The following is a 19,052-nucleotide window of genomic DNA, read 5'->3' on the forward strand; positions in this document are numbered from 1 at the left end:
GCGAGGAGTTTACGAAAACAGGCCGCCGGAAAACAGTTCCGGCGGCTCAGAATGGACAACCGTTAGCGTTTTATACCCATAGCCTCGGCGGCAATGCGGTTCTTCAGCGGCGCCAGGTTGTCCAGCCAGCGCATACCGGTATTGCGCAACCACCGGATAGCCAGCTCATCCCGGGCAAACAACTGCTTGAAGCCCTCCATGGCCGCCATCATCGCCAGGTTCTCGCCTTTACGGCGGCGCTGATAACGAGCCAATACGGTCTGGTCTGCCGGCGAAAGTGCGAGCTCTTTGGCCCGCCCCAGCTCGCCCATGAGGGCCGACACATCGCCATAGCCAAGGTTTGCACCCTGGCCGGCGAGCGGGTGAATGGTGTGGGCAGCATCGCCCACCAGTGCCAGGCCGTCGGCAACATACTCCTTGGCATGACGCTGACGCAGCGGAAACGCAAAGCGGTGCGAAACGGATTCGATAACCCCGAGCTGCTGCTCAATCGCTCGCTCAAGCTCCAACCGGAAAGCGTCGGTTTCCAACGCCATCAGGCGGCGGGCTTCGGCCGTATCCTGTGACCAGACGATAGAGCAATAGTGCTCGTCTCCAGACTCCGTCAACAACGGTAAAAACGCCAGCGGCCCGGTGGGCGAAAAACGCTGCCACGCAGTGTACTGGTGCGGCTGCCGGGTACGGACGGTGCACACAATCGCTTGCTGATCGTAATCCCATTCCCGGGTAGCCAGTCCCGACCACTGGCGCAGCCGCGACTGGGCACCATCGGCCCCGACCACCAGTTTGGCGGACAGCGTTCGGCCATCGTCCAACTGGATCCCGGCTCCGGCACTCCAGCCCTGCACACGCACACCATCGATCACCGTAACGTTACTGTCTGCAAGCTCGGTAAACAAAGCGCGGACAATCGACCGGTTCTCAACGATGGTACCCAGGGTATCAGCATGAAGTTCAGCCGCATCGAAGTGAATTCGCCCGGTGCCGTCGGCATCCCAGACCGTCATGCCGCGATAGCCGCAATGCCTGCCGGCCTGGACATGGCGCCAGGCCCGGAGACGATCCAGCAGCTGCTCACTGGCCAGGGAGATGGCGCTGACCCGGGGCTCGAAGTCATCGGTATGACTGGCGGTCTCTCCCGGGGCCAACAGATCCTGAACCCGGGCTCCTTCCACCAGTCCGGTGTTCCAGCCTTGCCGCGACAACCCCAGAGCCAGGGCCGAGCCGACCATTCCGCCACCAACCACCAGAGTGTCAAAACACGCCGCACCCACCGACTCACCTGTCATGTTTTTCCGCCTCGAAAGATGACACTCCGGAACCTACCAGCGGCTTGCGCCCACCGGTGCCCATGGCTTTGCGGGCGAACCAGCGTTTGGCCCCCGGCAACAGATCCAGCCCCACCAGCCCTGCATCCCGGGCGGCGGCAACGGGCGCCAGCGGCTGCCCAAATATCCGGATCAGGGAATCGGAGAACTGCACCGTCTGCTGCCAGTCCTGCCGATGCAGTTGTTGGTAACGCCCCAGTACCGAAAGTTCACCAATAGAAATCCCTTCATCAACCGCCCGACGAAACTGTTCCACCAGGGTCATCAATCCCCTGAGTGCCAGGTTAAAGCCCTGGCCAGCCACCGGGTGCAGGGCATGAGCGGCATTACCAACCAGCACAACCCCCGGGCGGGCGGGTTCATCTACCGTAGTCAGGTTCAGGGGATAATGATGGCACTGGCCAATGTGGCTAAAACGCCCAAGACGCCAACCGAACCGTTCCTGCAGTTTCTGACATTTCTGTTCATCCGACAGTGACAGGATCTCGGCCAGAGCCTCGTCTTCCAGGGTCCAGACCAGGGCCGATTGATGCCCCGGCCGCTTCGGGGAACCATGGGGCAGCAAAGCCATGGGACCGGCCTCAGTAAAACGTTCATAAGCCGTAAACTGGTGGCTGTCGCTGGTGGAGACATTGGCTATCAGCGCGTTCTGACCATAGGCTTCGGTGCGGGTTACAAAGCCCAGCTTCTCCCGCAGCCCGGAACGCCCGCCATCGGCGATCACCAGACAACGCGCGGTCAGTTCCTTCTGTACACCATCCTTTCGGATGGCCACCCGGACACCGCCAGCCACGGGCTTCATGCCTTCCACCTGAGCCGGCGCCTGCCAACTTACCCTGGTGTCCAGCAAAGCCCGCATCAGACACAGGCCCATCCAGCGGTTGTCTGCCACATAACCCAGGGCATCCTGACCGTGTTCGTTGGCATGCAGACGGGTAGCGCCAAAACGACCCCGGTCAGAGACATGAATGTGGCGGATCGGGGTGGCGTGCTCAGACAACTGCCGCCACAGCCCCAACTGATCAAAGATCAGGCGGGAGCCCCAGGCCAGTGCCGTCGACCGGCTGTCATAGCTGGGCTGGTAATCCTCCGGCAACGCCTCTGGTGACAGCGGAAACGCCTCAACTACCGTTACCTTCAGTTCCGGCACCAGGCGCGCCAGGGCCAGGGCCAGAGTGGCACCGGCCAGGCCGCCACCGGCAATGATCAGGTCAGTATCCACGCGCTCGGTATTCACTGAATCAGTCCGCCATCAGAGCTTCAATATCGGCAATGGTCTTCGGCACGCCCTCGGTCAGGTTTCGGCAACCCTCTTTGGTGACCACCACATCGTCTTCAATACGGATGCCAATACCCCGCCAGCGCGGCTCTACGTCGGTATTGTCGGGCGCAATATACAGCCCTGGCTCAACGGTCAACGCCATCCCCGGTTCCAGTACCCGCCAGGCATCGCCCACCTTGTAATCGCCAACATCATGGACATCCAGCCCCAGCCAGTGGCCAGTGCGGTGCATAAAGAAAGGTTTGTAGGATTCGTTGGCCAGAGCATCGTCCAGCGTGCCTGCGAGCAGGCCCAGATCGATCAGGCCCTGGGTCAGCACCCTCAGAGCCGCTTCATGGGGCTGGTTCCAGTGATTGTCCGGCTTCACCGCATCGATCGCCGCGTACTGGGCCGCCAACACCACTTCGTAAAGCGCCTTCTGTTCCGGGCTGAACTTGCCACTGACCGGGAAGGTGCGGGTGATGTCCGAGGCGTAGCATTCCAGCTCACAACCCGCGTCTACCAGTACCAGGTCGCCGTCTTTCAGCGGTGCCGCATTTTCGATGTAGTGCAGGATGCAGCCGTTGGCACCACCACCTACGATGGAGGGATAAGCGGTAGAGCGCGCACCATGCTCCATAAAGGTATGAATCAGTTCAGCTTCAAGATTGTACTCATACCCGCCCTGACGAGCCCGCTTCATGGCCCGGCAGTGGGCCTCGGCACTGATCTGGCCGGCCTTTGCCATCACCTTGATTTCGGCAGCACTCTTGTACAGCCGCATATCATGCAGCAGGTGCTCCAGCGCCACCAGCTCCCCAGGGGGGTGCGCTCCGGAACGAACCTTGCTGCGAATCACCTTGAGCCAGTCCATCACCCGGTTATCGAATGCCGGATCCTTGCCCAGCGGATAGTAGACCCGGCTTCGGCCTTCAATCATGCCGGGCAGAATATCGTCGATATCCGCAATGGGGAAAGCATCATCGAAGCCGTAACGTTCGATGGCGCCCTCAGGGCCCACCAGAAAACCATCCCAGAGCTCTTTCTCCGGATTCCGCTCCTTGCAGAACAGAACCGCTTCACCATGCTCGCGGCCTGGAATCAGGGCCAACACCGCTTCGGGCTCGCCGAAGCCGGTCAGATACTGGAAATCGCTGTCCTGGCGAAACGGGTGTAACACATCGCGGTTACGCACCCGCTCCGGCGCCGCAGGCAGAATGGCGATGCTGTCCGGGGCCATCCGGTCCATCAACTTGCGACGGCGCTCGGCAAACTCTTTCACGGGAATGGTCACAGCCATGATAGCTCCTGATCAGTGCAGGGTGGGCGAATCGCCTGCCGGCTTCTCCGGCTCATTGAACTCGGTGAACACCGCCAGCGCGCCAAGGCGCACGTACTCGGTAATTTCAAGCAGTTGCTGTTCACTTTCGTCGTCGGGTTCTTCGTCCTCCGACAGCTGGCTGATGGCCACCATATCCTCGATCAGCTCCCGGATCTCATCCGGAGCCTGGCCAAGGGAAGCGCCGGCCGCCAGCGCCATGCCTTCCAGAAATCCTCGAACCCAGGCCACCAGGGCTTCCAGTCGTTGTTCGATGGCATAGTCGTCATCTGGCAACAACGGCTGAAAACTCATGTCGGTGGACTGCAATTGCTTGAGCGTTTTACCGTAGGCGCTGTTCATAAAGGGGGCGAGGTCATCCGACTCTTCAGCCGCTTCATCAGCCAGCCCCATGTGTTCGCAAACCATAGCCAGCCACTCGGGCTCGTCAATACGGGAGCCTGCCGCCAGCCGGCCACAGAGCACGCCATGCAGCTCAGAGGGGTGGCTGAACGCCTTGTGCGCGGTAAACACGTTGGCCCAGCGTTCAAATTCAGCCGCACGGGCGGCGGAGGTATCGGTTTCGGACATGAAGCTGCCGTTTCCTTAAATCGGTGGTGTACGTTCAGATACGCGCCGGGGCGGTGCCCCGACGAATACCGTATCCTAGCATTCTGGGGAAATCCTGGCACGAATACCCGGGCAGGCGGGGTTGCTTTTATCTTCACGTCAGACAAAAATGTTATAACATATCAGATATGGACAGGATGACCCGATGCGCAGAAACGTTATGCCTCTCATGACCGTGGCACTGGCAAGCGCCGTACTGGCTCCGCTGCCCGCGGGCGCGGCCAACAACCCCAGCGCCCATCAACATGGCCACGCGGAGCTCCAGGTAGCCATAGACACCAACACCGCCGATGTCTTCCTTCGCTCACCCGCATACAATCTGCTTGGCTTCGAACACGAGCCACGCACAGAGCAACAGCATCGGCAACTGGCGGATCTGGAGCAGTGGCTGATGTCGACCCCTCTGATTAACACTGAGGATGGCAACTGCAACGTGGAAGATGCCAGCTTTCACAGCTCGTGGCCCGAGGCGACCCGCCATCACAGTGACCATGCGCACGAACACCATGACCACGATCACGAGGACGGGCAAGCAAACGACCACAGCGATATCGAGATTACCCAATCACTGACCTGTGACGGACTTGCCGATCACCAGACACTGACCACACCGATGGTGAAGCACTTTCCGGCACTGGAACACCTGGATGTTCAGTGGATCGGCCCTGAAGGCCAGGGCGCCACAAGACTGGAAGCCGGCGACCAGCAATTCCGGGTTGGCCGCTGAACCGTTACTCGGTGTAAGGTTCTACCGACTGCGCCACCATGGAATAGGAGGAAGTGCCGAGATCATTCTCGGTTCGCTCAATCACCAGCTCCCCCTCGATCCAGACCGGGTCGTATAGAGCCTCCAGGGTAAACCCTTCATGGTATTTTACGTGGATGATCTGGTTTGGGGGTGGTGGCGGCACATGGATGCAGGCGCCGTAGTAGGGCACCAGGAAGAACTCGAGAATGCGCATATCGTCCGTGGTTTTCAGAGGTACCACAAAGCCCGGAATCCGGCCCTCGACGTTGCCCATTTCCGGAACCACCCGCCCGGTCATGATTTCGTCCGGCAACAGGGGCGGGCCATCGCCCTCATGTTCGATTTCCGGCATAGTCTCGAGCAGCGCCAGATCTTCCGCAGGCATTAACTCAAGCCAGTCGATCTCCCGGGGCTCGGCACGGACCGCCAGGGAAACCAATAACAACAAGCCCAGGCCAAGACAGGCAAGCAGCTTGCGGGACAGAACATCAGTGAACATCAACACGGGTTCTCCAAAAAACCAGATCAGCAACCGGCGCCATCATACAACGGCGAGCACGATACGGATATGAACAGCGAGACACGACAACCGCCGGACAGTTCCCGCCCGGACACTCTGGCCATCCGAACCCGGAATCTGCACTTCCGATGGCAAAATCAGGCTCGAGAACTGGCCTTCCCCGATATTCAGCTGACACGGGGTGAACACCTGTTCCTGCACGGCCCCAGTGGTACGGGTAAAAGTACGCTGTTGGGACTACTCGCAGGCATGCACACGCCCAGCCGTGGCAGCCTTCAGCTGCTGAATCAGGAACTGACCACCATGAAGGCCGGCGCCCGGGATCGACTTCGCGCCGATCATATGGGCGTCATCTTCCAGCAGTTCAACCTGGTGCCCTATCTGAGCGCTGTGACCAATGCACTTTTGCCTTGCCGGCTATCAAATCTGCGCCATTCGCGAGCGATACCCTCCGCCACCGAAGCTTCCCAACACCTGCTGACACAACTGGGCATTCCGCAAAGCCACTGGCACCAGGGAGTGACCCGGCTATCGATCGGCCAGCAGCAGAGGGTGGCTGCCGCCCGCGCGCTGATCGGCGTTCCGGAGATCATTCTTGCAGATGAGCCCACGTCTGCTCTGGATAGCAACAATCGGGACCGCTTTCTTGAACTACTGCTAACTCTGGCCGAGCGCAGTAACAGCTCGGTTGTATTTGTCAGCCATGATCAGTCACTGGCCAGGCACTTTCATCATCGCATGGCCCTGGAGGTGGCGCCATGAACAAGCTCAAGCTCACCATCTTCCTCTCCGCCGCCAGTCTGTGGTACCGGCGCCGTGTACTGGCTCTCGTTTGCCTGACCCTGACGCTGAGCGTAACCCTGCTGCTTGGCATCCAGTACCTGCGCACAGAAATCCGACAATCATTCACCAGTACCATCAGCGGCACCGACCTTATCGTAGGGGCCCGCAGTGGCCAGCTGAATCTGCTGCTTTACACGGTGTTCCACATCGGTGATGCCACCAACAACATTCGCTGGTCCACCTATCAATCCATGACTGAGGACAGCCGCATCGACTGGCTGATACCTATTTCCCTGGGCGACAGCTACCGCGGCTTTCGGGTTGTCAGCACCAACGAGCAGTTCCTGGCCCGCTTCCGCTATGGCAACGACCAACCGCTGACCCTGGCGAGCGGAGACTGGTTTTCTGACCTGTTTGACGTGGTGATCGGCGCCGGCGTGACACGGCAGCTTGACCATAAACTGAACGACGACCTGGTGCTTTCCCATGGCGGTGGCCGCACCAGCTTCTCGAACCACAAGGACCTGCCATTCCGGGTATCCGGCATTCTCGCGCCAACCGGCACGCCCGTCGACCAGGCGGTTTACATCAGCCTTGAAGCCATGGAAGCCATGCATGTGGGCTGGGAATCCGGCGTGGCCATCCCGGGCCGGACCCTGTCGGCCGACCAGGCCCGTAACCGGGATTACACACCGGACACCATCACCGCCGTGTTCGTTGGCCTGGACCGCCCGATCCTCACCTTCCAGGTTCAACGGGAGCTGAACCAGGCCCGCGAGGAACCTCTGTCGGCCATCCTGCCGGGTGTGGCCCTGAGCGAGCTCTGGCGGATGATGGGGCAATTTGAAAAAGCCCTGCTGGGCATCAGCGGCTTTGTCGTGATCACCAGCCTGGTGGGACTGATTGCGGTTTTGCTCACCCTGCAAGCCCAGCGGCAACGGGAGATTGCCGTTTTGCGAGCGACCGGAGCTTCACCGGGGCTGATTGCCGGCCTGTACAGCCTGGAGTGCGTCGGGCTTGCCCTGGCCAGTTGCCTGTTCGCCCTGCTGCTCGGCGCTGCCGCCATCGCCGGCCTCAGCCCCTGGCTCCTGGAACACTACGGACTGCAAATCCGGCTTCGGCCGCTGGCCCGGGAGGAGTGGCTGTTACTGGTGGCAGTGCCGCTCTCTGCGTTGGCAGTGTCCGCCCTCCCCGCACTGAACACCTGGCGAGCAGGCCGACAACAGGGGTTCGGGGCACCGGACTCCAGCTGAACTGACGCAAAAGGTGACAGGCCTCACGGCGAGCACGCCATGACAATGCGGTAAATTGACCGGTCTGGCGCGCGCACTTATAGTAACTCTCATCAAAATCACCGATGTTGGGCAGGTCATGGAACAGTCCGAAGTACAGGCATTAGCGGACAAGCTGGACAAGCTGATCGAGCGCTGCGACAAGCTGGAGAAAGACAACGCCCTGCTAAGGGAGCTGCAGGACGACTGGAACCGGGAACGGGCCCAGCTAATGCACAAAAACGATCTTGCCAAAAACAAGATCGAAGCCATGATCGGCCGTCTTCGGGCACTGGAGCACCACTGATGTCACAGACCCCAACCACCGTGGAAGTCAGGATTCTCGACAAGGAATACCTGGTGGCCTGTCCGCAGGAAGAGCAGGAAGCCCTTCTACGTGCGGCCCGGCATCTGGACACCAAAATGCGTGAAATCCGCTCCAGCGGCAAGGTATTCGGTACCGAGCGCATTGCCGTGATGGCCGCCCTGAACATCACCCATGAACTGCTGGAACGCGACACCATGTCAGACGCCACCAGCAGCATCCTGCGTGCCATGGATAACCGGCTTGATGAAGCGCTGGGAGAGCCTTCGGACAACTGATCCGGAAAGAATCCGGAAACGGGGTTGCAATCCTCCCCGGCCCTGCCCGTATAATGGAACCAACTTCCTGGGCTGTTCGCTGGTCGGGTACGTCCTCGAGCCGATGCGCATTACCCAGGTGGCTACTTCAGGGCATTGTGAGCATGTCCCCCAAGGGGGAAAGCCTAATATGTCACAGCGGCCACCGACCTTGAACTTCTGGGTTCAAGGGCTACATCCGATAACGGCAGCCCGGGAAGCTTTTCACCGTTACTCCGATTGCGACTTCCTGAATCTCAAGTGCAGCAAAGCGTCCTGAACCTCCTGGTTACCGAACCGCTCATCGAACAACAGTCCAGACCACACTGAGTCGTCCGACCTGGCCTGATCCTTTCGTTGCTGATACAGCGAATCCCAGCGTTCCAGGTACTGATAGGCCAGCTCATCATCCGGGGCCACCTGCTCACCCCGGTAGTACATCAGCCCGAGGTACGCCAGGGCGGCCATGTTCTCCTCCTCCGCCGCCCTCTCCAGAAGCTGTCGAACTTCTTCTGCATGAACCTCAGCCTGACCGGCGTAATACATTGCCTGTCTATAGCGCGCATTTGAGACAGCTTGACGCAGATTATCCGGCACATCGGCAACCGGCATAAATACAAACCGCTCGCGAGCTTTCGCAGCGCTCTCATCCCGGCCATCCTGCTGCAACTCTCGCGCCAAAAGCAGCTGTGCGGGCAGGTGGCCCTTATCAGCGGCGCGCCTCAACCAACCTACAGCATCCACCAGACTGGGCGGAATACTGGCCAGCCCCTGACTGTAGATCGCACCAAGTTTGTAGGCCGCCTCCGCATCCCGGTAAGCCATGCTTTCCAACAGATCCAAGGCTCGGCGATGCTGTTCTTCGGCCATACCCGGCAGGCTCGAGAGATAGATATCGGCCAGCAAGTGCTTGGCCCGATCGTCTTCTCGCTCTATCTGTTCAAGACGCGCAACGGCCAGACCCACTTGCATCGAGCGCCCGTCTTCGGGATTCAGATACAGGTGAGCCAACCAGAGATTCGCCTCTTTCTCGCCCCGGTCGGCCGCACGCTCCAGCTGATCGAGCGCCTCAAGATAATCAGCCTCGGAACGCTGCTTTCCGCGAGCCAGCGCCACACCTCGGGCCAGCAGTGCTTTCGGGTAGTTCTGATCGGCAGACCGTTGCAGCCATTGCTCTGCTTCGGCAGGGTTAAACCAAGGTGAATCTGGCGCTCCGTATATTTGGGCCATCATGTACTGGGCGCGGGCGCTGCCTTTATCTCCGGCATACCGGTACCACGCTATCCGGCGTTGCGCACTGGGATCCACCAGGGCCGGATACAATGTAGCCAGGTAGCGCATGGTGCCTGCATCGGTGTCCGGACGACTTGCGCGCCATACCTCGTCTGCACTCTGGAGAATAAACTCGCCTTCCTCATCCAGACAGGCCCAGGCAGGTACCCTGTCCCGGGTGTCGGAGCCGCAGTATTCAGCCAGAGCCCGGTGATGAAACAGATTCGAAGCATTATCTACCTCACCGATTTCGGGGATCAGTGCCACCGCCTGTTTGCGATCCTGCTCGACCAGCTCCCCGGACCAATAGATCATCGCGAGATCAATCAAGGCTCGCGGATAGTCCGCCGCACGGAGAAGCACTAACGACCTGGACACATCACGGTTCTCTGCCTGCCCTCGCCGATAGATCTCCGCCAACAAATGCCGCGCTTCGCGCTCGTAGACCGAAAACGGTTTCTGAAGCTCTCGCTCCAGCAACTCGGCAGCTGCCTGCTCATCCGCTGGCCCGCCCAGGCCAAGATACATTAAGCGAGCCAGTTCATAGCGCGCCCGACTGCTTTCATAACTCTCGGTCTCACCGTCAAGGTAACTCTGGAGATGGTGGCGGGCACCGGAATATTCAGCAGAAGCCAACGCACGAACACCCACCCGGTAAACCTCGGGGGATCCGGTCGCGCAACCAGACAAAGCAACAATCAAAACCGCAGGAAGCAACAGGCGAGCGTATCGGGGGAAATCCATGGCAGAATACAGCCTCTGAAAAAACAACGGACTGCAGACTAGCAGAATTTTAACGGGGCGTTATTGATGTGATACAACATAGGCCGAATTCACGACGCAGCAGCAGGTAATCGCCATCTTGAATCCGCATCATCAAGCAAGGACGTTTGACGCCGGCAATGATCGGGCCTCACGCCGCCAGCTCCGCCAAACTCTTCGCCAGAAACGGAGAAGTCTGTCGTTTGAAGAACAGCGGCAAGCTTCCGAACGTCTCGCCCTTAACCTGCTGAGGCACCCCGACCTGCACCGGGCACGCCACATTGGCATCTACCTGGCCAACGACGGCGAAATTGACCCGTCCCTGTATATTGATCTGGCTCGCAAAAAAGGCATCCGGTTCTACCTGCCCATTCTGCACCCGATCTACACGGGCAAGCTGGTTTTCAGCCCCTATTTTGATGGAGTGCAACTGACGGCAAACCGCTTCGGCATTCCAGAACCCCCGTTCCCGCGCTCAAGACGCAAGCCGGCCTGGGCACTGGATGCAGTGCTGTTTCCATTGGTAGGGTTTGACGAAACCGGAGGGCGACTGGGTATGGGCGGCGGCTTCTACGACCGAACCTTCGCGTTCAGCCGAATCAGGCCCTGCATGGCACCAAAGCTGGTTGGCCTGGCCCACGATTTTCAGCGCGTGGAACAGTTGCCAATTGAGCCCTGGGATGTGCCTTTACACGGTGTGGTAACGGATAAGCGTTGTTACCGTTTCAGACCCTGATTGGCAGACAGAACATAGCCTACTGCAGATGCTTCGCGGTCGGCACGCTTGTCCTCAGACGCCTGAATGGACGTAAAACCCGTAATCACAAGGCCGACAGCAAAGATGAGCACAATGGCACGAATGATGTCAGGCTTGCTCCCCATTTCTTGGATTCCCGTTATTCTTTCATTCAATTGGCAGGAAAATCAGACAACTATTACTGATTCGCAGAATTAGACGAAAGACTAACACGTAACTTGATTTTTACAATTTTTGACAGATTACCGTTATGTAAGAGTTGTAGCGTTCCACCCTCAGGTGGAACGCCCGTTGCCTGCTCCCAAAAACAGCCGATAGGCCTCGTTGTCAGTCATGTTTTCATAACGAAAACCGACCTTGTCGAGCATGCCCTCAAAGTCCGCCACCTCATTGTCCTCAACCTGCGCGCCCAATAGCACCCGACTGTAGGCCGCACCATGATTGCGGTAGTGGAACATGGAAATATTCCAGCGCGTTCCCAGCGACATCAGGAACTTCAGCAAAGCGCCCGGCCGCTCCGGAAACTCGAACTGGAACACCTTTTCGTTGGTAATCGTCGGCGCATGGCCCCCGACCATATGGCGAATATGCTGCTTGGCCAGGTCGCTGTCGGTAAGGTCGACCACCGAGTACCCGCTTTCCCGAAGATCCTGCACCAGTTCTTCCCGGCCATGTCCGCCAGCGGCAATCTGGATCCCCACGAAAATGGTGGCGTTCTGAGCATCCGCATAGCGGTAGTTGAACTCGGTGATGCTGCGCTTGTGCAGCGCATTGATGAACGTTTTGAACGCGCCCGGTTTCTCCGGGATCGTTACCGCCAGAATCGCCTCGCGCCTCTCTCCCACTTCGGTGCGCTCGGACACATAGCGCAGTCGGTCGAAGTTCATGTTGGCACCACTGAGGGTGGCGATCAGGTTTTCATCCTCGATCTTTTCCCGCTCGATGTACTTCTTGATACCCGCTACACCCAGAGCACCTGCCGGTTCGGCAATGGAGCGAGTATCTTCAAACACATCCTTGATGGCCGCACAGATCTCATCCGTGGACACTGTGATCACTTCATCTACGTGATCCTTGCAGATTTCCCAGGGATACTTACCGATCTGTTTAACCGCCACGCCATCGGCGAAGATGCCCACCTCATCCAGCACCACACGCTCACCGGCCTTCATCGCCGCCTGCAGACAGTTGGAGTCTTCCGGCTCCACACCAATCACTTTGATTTCCGGGCGCAGATACTTGATATAGGCTGCCATGCCGGCAATCAGCCCGCCGCCACCGACACAGATGAAGATGGCATGAATCGGCTTGCTGAACTGCCACATGATTTCCATGGCTACAGTGCCCTGACCGGCGATGACGTCCGGGTCATCGTAGGGCGGGATGTAGGTGTACCCGTGTTTCTGGATCAGCTCCTGGGCGTGGGCCGCAGCCTCATCAAAAGCATCGCCCTTGAGAACCACCCTGGCACCATGGTCGCGAACTGAGCGTACCTTGATCTCCGGGGTCGTCTGGGGCATCACGATAACGGCTTTGATACCCAGCTTCTTGGCGGCAAGCGCCACGCCCTGGGCATGATTGCCAGCGGAGGCGCAGATAACTCCCTTGGCCTTTTGTTCTTCCGACAGCTGAGCAATCCGGTTGTAGGCGCCGCGAATCTTGAAGGAAAACACCGGCTGAAGGTCTTCACGCTTGAGCATAATATTGTTGCCAAAGCGCTTGGAAAGACTACGGGCTTCAGTCAGGGGTGTTTCGATGGCCACGTCGTAGACGCGCGCATCGAGTATCTTCTTGATATAGCGTTGCGGCATGATGGTTCCGGTTGCTGGTGAGTGATCAGGAAAAACCCACAGTGTAGAAAGTTTGCACGCTTGCCGTCTATAAGCAGAGTTGCTGCAGGCGTATAATAGTGCCCAAATTCAACGCAAACCTCCGGGAGCCCCCCATGACCCAGGACGAACTGAAACAAGCCGTTGCCAAAGCTGCAGTGGATCACATCGCCCCTCACCTGGAACCGAGCAGCATTGTCGGGGTGGGCACCGGCAGCACCGCCAACTTTTTCATCGACTACCTGGCGGAATACCGCAACGACTTCGACGGCGCCGTCGCAAGCTCCGAGGCAACCGCCGAACGACTGAAAAAGCACGGCATCCCGGTATACGACCTCAACGCCGTTAACGAAATCGAGTTTTACGTCGACGGTGCCGACGAAACCAACGAGAGCCTGGAACTGATCAAGGGCGGTGGCGGTGCCCTGACCCGGGAAAAGATTGTGGCCGCCGTCGCCAAGACCTTTATCTGCATCGCCGATGAGTCCAAGCAAGTCGGCATCCTGGGCGAATTCCCGCTGCCCGTGGAAGTTATCCCCATGGCCCGCAGCCATGTCGGCCGCGAGATCGTAAAACTCGGGGGCGATCCGGTTTACCGGGATGGTTTTGTCACCGACAACGGCAACATCATCATCGACATCCACAACATGGATATCTCCCGCCCGCTGGTGGTGGAAGAAAAGCTCAATAACATTGTCGGCGTGGTCACCAACGGACTGTTCGCCCGCCGCCCGGCCGACCTGCTGCTACTCGGCACCCGTGACGGGGTGAAAAGCATTGCCCGCGGTGCATAAACCCCTGTAAGGCACTCCGCCTGACAAGCTGGCCATTCGGGCCAGCTTTTTTATTGCCGGAACAAACCCAAACCAAGCGCTTGCTTGGTAACCAGGATTGCGCGACACTCACCTCATCGCAAAACAAGAACACAGGGAGCCAATCCGTGTCTGACTACTTCAACGAAACCCACGAACAGGTGCGCCAAACCGCCCGGAAATTCATCGAGACCCACGTGCGGCCCCATATTGACGACTGGGAAGAAGCCGGTGAATTCCCCCGTGAAATCTATAAACTCGCCGGCGACGCCGGACTCCTGGGCATCGGCTTCCCTGAAACTCTGGGCGGCATCGGTGAAGGCGATATCTTTATGAAAGTCGCAGTTTCCGAGGAACTGATGCGATCCACCTCTGGCGGCTTCGTGGCCAGTATCGGCTCCCTGGATATCGGCCTGCCGCCGGTGGCCAAGTGGGCCAAACAAGACATTCGCGAACAGATCGTGCCACCCGTCCTGCGCGGCGACAAAATCGCCGCCCTGGCCGTGACCGAACCCGGTGGCGGCTCCGACGTCGCCAACCTGAAAACCCGTGCCGTAAAAGACGGCGACCACTACATCGTCAACGGGAGCAAAACCTTCATCACCAGCGGCATCCGCGCCGACCATTACACCGTCGCCGTGCGCACCGGGGGCGAAGGCCACGGCGGCATCAGCCTGTTGCTGATCGACAAAGGCACACCAGGCTTCACCACCGGCAACAAACTCCGGAAAATGGGCTGGTGGGCCAGCGACACCGCCGAGCTCTTCTTCGAGGACTGCCGGGTACCCGCCGACCGCCTGATCGGCGCCGAAAACGCCGGCTTTATCGCCATCATGAGCAACTTCCTGGCTGAACGCCTGAGCCTGTCCGTCATGGCCTACATGACCGCCCAGATCGCCTACGAGGCCGCTCTGGATTACACCAGACAACGCCAGGCCTTCGGCCGCCCCGTTGCCGGCTTTCAGGTCACCCGCCACAAACTCGTTGACATGGCCACCCAGATCGACATCGCCCGGGAATACACCTACCGCTGTGCCGCACTGATGCAGGCCGGAAAAAACCCCATTAAACAGGTGGCTATGGCCAAGAACTTCGCCGTGGACGTGTGCGAAAAAGTCACCCGCGAGGCGGTACAGCTGTTTGGTGGTATGGGCTATATGCGGGAGTCAGTGGTGGAGCGGCTGTACCGGGATGCCAAGATTCTGTCCATTGGCGGCGGCACCACGGAAATCATGAAGGAGCTGATTGCCAAACAGATCAGGCTGTGACCAAGGTTTAGTTTCGAATGGCAAGAGACTTCCGTATAATTGCGCCCACTTTTTAAACGCAGTTAAACGAACCCTAACGTACCAGGAAGGATCGCACATGCAATTCGACAACATCCCCGCTGGCAAGAACCCGCCAGAAGACATCTACGTTGCCATCGAAATCCCGGCCAACAGCTCTCCGGTCAAGTACGAACTGGACAAGGACATGGGCGCCCTGCTGGTTGACCGTTTCATGGCCACTCCGATGTTCTACCCGGCCAACTACGGCTTCATCCCCCACACCCTGGCCGACGACGGCGACCCACTGGACGTCCTGGTGGTCACCCCGTACCCGGTGCAGGCTGGCTCGGTTATTCGTTGCCGCCCGGTAGGCGTACTGAACATGGAAGACGAAGCCGGTGGTGATGCCAAACTGGTGGCCGTGCCCCACGACAAGCTGACCCAGACCTACCACAACGTTCGTGAAATCGAAGACCTGCCGGAACTGCTGCGTGATCAGATCCGTCACTTCTTCGAGAACTACAAGACTCTGGAGCCCGGCAAGTGGGTGAAAGTGCAGGGCTGGGACAACGCTGCAGCCGCCAAGAAAGCTATCGAAGACGCCATCAACGCCTACAAGGGCTGATCACGCTTCGAACATAAAAAAGCCGGGCAAGTCTAACGACTGCCCGGCTTTTTTGTGCCTGAGCCAAAGCTCAGACAACGGCGCTTATCAGCCCCGCGACAACAGGTCCCGCATATCACTGATCGCAGCATTCGCCCGTGACAGATAAGCCGCCATGGTCAACGAATGGTTGGCCAGCACACCGAAACCACTGCCATTGAGAATCACCGGACTCCACATGGAAGCCTGGGTGCCCTCCAGTTCGATAATGATCTGCTTTACGCTCGCCATGGCGTTCTTGTCCTGCAACACCTTCCGGAAGTCCACTTCCACCGCCCGGAAAATATGCAGCAACGCCCAGGCACTGCCTCGCGCCTCGTAAAAGACATCATCAATTTTGGTCCACGAGGTTTTGACATCCTCGCCACCGGTCTCTTCCGCCAGAGGATCATCCGGATTCAGATTGGCCACGGCATCCGACACCGACGCCTTGCCCACGCTTTCGCTGAGCGTGCGGGACAGGCTACCCAACCGGGTTTCCAGATCCGCCAGCCAGTTGTTCAGGTTATCCGCCCGGGCAAAAAACTGGGCGTCCGCCTGGGCCGGATCGGACAGGCGATTCAGATAGCGCTTGAGCGCATTGATACCACGCCGGTACTCGTTCTCGGTCGATGGAATGGCCCAGCTTTCACTGTCAAAGTGGAACTGGGGCTCGGCAATGGTCAGATCCGGGTCTTCCGCTGACTGGCTCTGGGAACGACTGATATCCTTACGCATCGCCCGGGAAAGATCCCGCAACTGGACCAGCACGCCATATTCCCAGTTCGGCATATTGTCCATCCACAGACCGGGAGGCGCGATGTCGTTGGAAATATAACCGCCGGGCTTATCCAGCAGGGTCTCGGCAATGCGGATCATGGTGGCGGTGGTGGCAAAACCGGTCACCGGCTCCCTATCCATGGTGCTTGCCAGCGTACGGGTGTGATCACGTACAGAAAAGGTATCTGGCTCACTGCTCCAGTAGATACCCAGAACCATCGTAATCAGCAGGTAGACCACCAGCAAGGCAACCACCAACTTGCCAATAACACCGCTACCGCCGGTGTAATCCTGCACATCGTCTTTCTTGTCCCTGAAGTACTGTCTGATCTTGCCAGGCATAAGACTCCTGATCTCCTGTTGATTACGTGTCTGCGGCAAATGGTCTGCCAAGATGGTAGCCCATGGCGCCGTCAATACCCAGCCTACAGAGTACCGAGTATTCCGCCGCGGTTTCTACTCCCGTAGCGTACACCTTCACCCCCCGACTGTGGGCAATACCCACAACCGACTCCAGCCAGAACCGGTTTTCATCATGACGGTCCAGGTTGTGGATGAAGCTGTGATCAATCCGAACGGCCCTGAACGGCAACCGTTTGAGATAACTGAACGGCACACCGCCCACGCCGAACCGGTCAACCAGCACCGGTACACCAAGCCGCGACAACTCTCTTACCAGAGAGCTGACGGCTTTGCGGTGATGCTGAATGGTCACTTCGGCAATACCAACCCACAAGCGCCCGGCTGTGCGCCCGGCCCGGGTAACCATGGTCAGCAGATCGTCACGGAAGCTATCAGACGCGATCGAATTACTACCCAGTGATACCGCCAGCCGTCGCTCCGGGTGGCGTTCAAGACACTCCAGCGCCCGGGTAAGCAGCATACGGTCGATATCGCTCACCAGCCCCAATCGCTCGGCCATGGGTACAAACAAACCGGCTTTCAGCGGCCCTTCTGCAGACTCAATACGGGAGAACACCTGATAATGGACCAGTGTCTGCCCCTCACCATGCACCATGGGCTGGAGCCAGAGAGACAGCTTATCTTCCCGAATCGCCTGGGTAATGATCGTGCGCCAGGTCTCCATATTGTGATGGCTCTCAACACCGGAATCGGGTAGCAGCAGACTGCAGGAGTCCCCCCTTTGCTGGGCTGCCCTGAGAGCTTCATCGGCGGCGGCCAACAAGACCCTGATGCCATCACCGGGTCTGGCCACCGCCAGGCCAGCATGAACATGAGCGTCCATCGGGGCGGAGAGGTCAGAGTAGATTCCATCCAGCTCCCGCACCAGCTGCTCGGCCCAGATTCGCACGTCCGCTGCGGAGGCACCGGGCACAAACACCGCAAATTCTGCACCGGTTCTGCGCCCGGCAAAGGATTCGGCATGTCGGGCGACAAACGCCCGGATGCCACCGGCCACCTGGCGCAACAACCGGTCCCCCTCGTCCCGGCCATAGGCCAGGTTATAATCTGCAAAATAGGCCAGCTGCAGCATGATCAGAACGCCAGGCGCCGACTTCTCTTCCGATTCCACTTCCACCTTCATGCGTTGGTCAAACGCGCTGCGGCTCGCCAGCCCCGTCACCGGATCTTCATTGTTCACGCGCCGCAAGTGCTGGATAAGCTTGCCCTGCCCCTCGAATAACTGACCCAGGTCATCCGCCATCTGGTTCATAGCCTCTGTCACCCGGTTCAGCTCCCGGGTGGAGCGAATACTCACTCGCTTCCGGAAATCCCGCTGGCCAAGCGCCCGGGCCTGGGCCTCGACCTCTTTCAAGGGCCTCAAAGTCCTCCGGAGTAACAGAAACAGCCCCAGCAAGCCACCAGTGGCGATCACCAGGGCGGATAGCAGCAGCCCCAGGGAAATATGCCAGAGGTCGTCGTAGGCCCGCCCGGGATGACTCACCACCCGCACCTTGCCCAACCGGCTCCAGCCCCTGACCACCTCCGCTTCCGCCACCGGCAAGGGCAATGCCGCCAGGGAAACAAACCACTCTGGCGCGCGGTTAGCCTGCAGCGGCATGCGCCGACCGGCAATCATCTCACCATCGTGCCCCAGATATTCGACAGCCAGGTAACGACCACTGTCGAATACCGCATCAATCAGTGACGCCGAGGCCACCGGATCAGAACCGTCAATGGCATTGGACAGTGAAAGCCCGGTTGCGGTGGCACCATCGCGGGCATGAGCGGACAGTTGATCGGCAACATAGCCCCGGAAATAGCCATAGCTGGTCACGAACGCAACCACCAGCGTGAGCGTCAGCAGAGTGCCGGCGAATAGCAACAGCAAGGTCTGCAAGGTAATTTCCCCTCGCTGCCTGCGGTTATAAAAGTTGTCGAGCATCCCTGCCATCACATCGGGGCTCCATCAGAGAAACGAGTATCAGGTTAGCTGTGACCCGGGCCGCAGAGTTGACAAACATTTACATAGCGCAACCTACGCCCA

General features: G+C 59.0%; 19 protein-coding genes and 1 other RNA gene. 10 read left to right on the forward strand and 10 right to left on the reverse strand.

Annotated elements, in window-relative coordinates; all coding sequences use genetic code 11:
• Positions 1-62 precede the first annotated feature (62 nt).
• The 4 genes from QPL98_RS06685 to QPL98_RS06700 are packed head-to-tail and all read right to left on the reverse strand — an operon-like array spanning position 63 to position 4,498.
• A complete protein-coding gene (locus QPL98_RS06685; protein WP_303292944.1) occupies positions 63-1,289 on the reverse strand; it encodes a UbiH/UbiF/VisC/COQ6 family ubiquinone biosynthesis hydroxylase in 1,227 nt (408 codons plus the stop codon).
• Entirely contained in the window at positions 1,279-2,565 is a 1,287-nt protein-coding gene (ubiH, locus tag QPL98_RS06690; RefSeq protein ID WP_303292945.1) for a 2-octaprenyl-6-methoxyphenyl hydroxylase, read from the reverse strand. Before ubiH ends, QPL98_RS06685 begins: the two co-directional genes overlap by 11 nt.
• A gap of 4 nt (positions 2,566-2,569) precedes the next feature.
• A complete protein-coding gene (pepP, locus tag QPL98_RS06695) occupies positions 2,570-3,889 on the reverse strand; it encodes a Xaa-Pro aminopeptidase (RefSeq protein ID WP_272998758.1) in 1,320 nt (439 codons plus the stop codon).
• A 12-nt stretch (positions 3,890-3,901) separates the two neighbouring features.
• Positions 3,902-4,498, reverse strand: coding sequence for a UPF0149 family protein (locus QPL98_RS06700; protein WP_023011251.1), 597 nt, complete (start codon positions 4,496-4,498; stop codon positions 3,902-3,904).
• A gap of 184 nt (positions 4,499-4,682) precedes the next feature.
• On the opposite strand from QPL98_RS06700, the gene QPL98_RS06705 reads away from it, so the two are divergent.
• Positions 4,683-5,264 (forward strand): DUF2796 domain-containing protein, encoded by a 582-nt coding sequence (locus QPL98_RS06705; RefSeq protein ID WP_272998757.1) that lies wholly within the window; start codon positions 4,683-4,685, stop codon positions 5,262-5,264.
• Between the two features lie 4 nt (positions 5,265-5,268).
• Here QPL98_RS06705 and QPL98_RS06710 read toward each other — a convergent pair whose 3' ends face one another.
• On the reverse strand, positions 5,269-5,784 hold the full coding sequence (locus QPL98_RS06710; RefSeq protein ID WP_014422699.1) for a DUF3299 domain-containing protein: 516 nt from the start codon (positions 5,782-5,784) through the stop codon (positions 5,269-5,271).
• A 69-nt stretch (positions 5,785-5,853) separates the two neighbouring features.
• On the opposite strand from QPL98_RS06710, the gene QPL98_RS06715 reads away from it, so the two are divergent.
• The 5 genes from QPL98_RS06715 to ssrS all read left to right on the forward strand — a co-directional run bounded on the left by QPL98_RS06715 (position 5,854) and on the right by ssrS (position 8,704).
• Positions 5,854-6,567 (forward strand): ABC transporter ATP-binding protein, encoded by a 714-nt coding sequence (locus tag QPL98_RS06715; RefSeq protein ID WP_303292946.1) that lies wholly within the window; start codon positions 5,854-5,856, stop codon positions 6,565-6,567.
• On the forward strand, positions 6,564-7,841 hold the full coding sequence (locus tag QPL98_RS06720; protein WP_303292947.1) for an ABC transporter permease: 1,278 nt from the start codon (positions 6,564-6,566) through the stop codon (positions 7,839-7,841). The genes QPL98_RS06715 and QPL98_RS06720 overlap by 4 nt, the downstream gene beginning before the upstream one ends.
• A 118-nt stretch (positions 7,842-7,959) precedes the next feature.
• A complete protein-coding gene (locus QPL98_RS06725; RefSeq protein ID WP_011786845.1) occupies positions 7,960-8,166 on the forward strand; it encodes a TIGR02449 family protein in 207 nt (68 codons plus the stop codon).
• Positions 8,166-8,462, forward strand: coding sequence for a cell division protein ZapA (locus QPL98_RS06730; RefSeq protein WP_023009596.1), 297 nt, complete (start codon positions 8,166-8,168; stop codon positions 8,460-8,462). Before QPL98_RS06725 ends, QPL98_RS06730 begins: the two co-directional genes overlap by 1 nt.
• A gap of 61 nt (positions 8,463-8,523) precedes the next feature.
• A non-coding RNA gene (gene ssrS / locus QPL98_RS06735) (6S RNA) lies at positions 8,524-8,704 on the forward strand.
• A gap of 7 nt (positions 8,705-8,711) precedes the next feature.
• On the opposite strand, the gene QPL98_RS06740 is transcribed toward ssrS, so the two are convergent.
• Complete coding sequence (locus QPL98_RS06740; protein WP_199454053.1) at positions 8,712-10,496, reverse strand: tetratricopeptide repeat protein; 1,785 nt, start codon at positions 10,494-10,496, stop codon at positions 8,712-8,714.
• 118 nt (positions 10,497-10,614) lie between these two features.
• On the opposite strand from QPL98_RS06740, the gene QPL98_RS06745 reads away from it, so the two are divergent.
• On the forward strand, positions 10,615-11,250 hold the full coding sequence (locus QPL98_RS06745; RefSeq protein ID WP_014422703.1) for a 5-formyltetrahydrofolate cyclo-ligase: 636 nt from the start codon (positions 10,615-10,617) through the stop codon (positions 11,248-11,250).
• Here QPL98_RS06745 and QPL98_RS06750 read toward each other — a convergent pair.
• Positions 11,232-11,396: a hypothetical protein gene (locus QPL98_RS06750; protein WP_022993092.1), complete on the reverse strand. Its 165-nt coding sequence runs from the start codon at positions 11,394-11,396 to the stop codon at positions 11,232-11,234. The genes QPL98_RS06745 and QPL98_RS06750 overlap by 19 nt on opposite strands.
• Positions 11,397-11,546: 150 nt before the next feature.
• The gene (gene ilvA, locus QPL98_RS06755; protein WP_153740524.1) at positions 11,547-13,082 is read right to left on the reverse strand and encodes a threonine ammonia-lyase, biosynthetic; all 1,536 of its coding nucleotides are present in this window, start codon (positions 13,080-13,082) and stop codon (positions 11,547-11,549) included.
• A 134-nt stretch (positions 13,083-13,216) separates the two neighbouring features.
• Here ilvA and rpiA point away from each other — a divergent pair, with 134 nt between their 5' ends.
• From rpiA to ppa, 3 genes are all read left to right on the forward strand, one after another.
• Positions 13,217-13,894 carry a ribose-5-phosphate isomerase RpiA gene (gene rpiA, locus QPL98_RS06760; RefSeq protein WP_011786849.1) on the forward strand — a complete coding sequence of 226 codons (678 nt, stop codon included), beginning with the start codon at positions 13,217-13,219 and terminating at the stop codon, positions 13,892-13,894.
• 146 nt (positions 13,895-14,040) lie between these two features.
• The gene (locus tag QPL98_RS06765; protein ID WP_014422706.1) at positions 14,041-15,180 is read left to right on the forward strand and encodes an acyl-CoA dehydrogenase family protein; all 1,140 of its coding nucleotides are present in this window, start codon (positions 14,041-14,043) and stop codon (positions 15,178-15,180) included.
• 97 nt (positions 15,181-15,277) lie between these two features.
• Positions 15,278-15,805: an inorganic diphosphatase gene (gene ppa / locus QPL98_RS06770; protein WP_014422707.1), complete on the forward strand. Its 528-nt coding sequence runs from the start codon at positions 15,278-15,280 to the stop codon at positions 15,803-15,805.
• Positions 15,806-15,892: 87 nt separating this feature from the next.
• Here the strand turns inward: ppa and QPL98_RS06775 are convergent, their stop codons facing one another.
• The gene (locus tag QPL98_RS06775) at positions 15,893-16,945 is read right to left on the reverse strand and encodes a DUF2333 family protein (RefSeq protein WP_014422709.1); all 1,053 of its coding nucleotides are present in this window, start codon (positions 16,943-16,945) and stop codon (positions 15,893-15,895) included.
• Between the two features lie 22 nt (positions 16,946-16,967).
• Entirely contained in the window at positions 16,968-18,959 is a 1,992-nt protein-coding gene (locus QPL98_RS06780; RefSeq protein WP_272998746.1) for an EAL domain-containing protein, read from the reverse strand.
• Positions 18,960-19,052: the final 93 nt, after the last annotated feature.

The organism is Marinobacter sp. ST-43 (genome assembly GCF_030541085.1).
Lineage (GTDB): Bacteria > Pseudomonadota > Gammaproteobacteria > Pseudomonadales > Oleiphilaceae > Marinobacter > Marinobacter nauticus.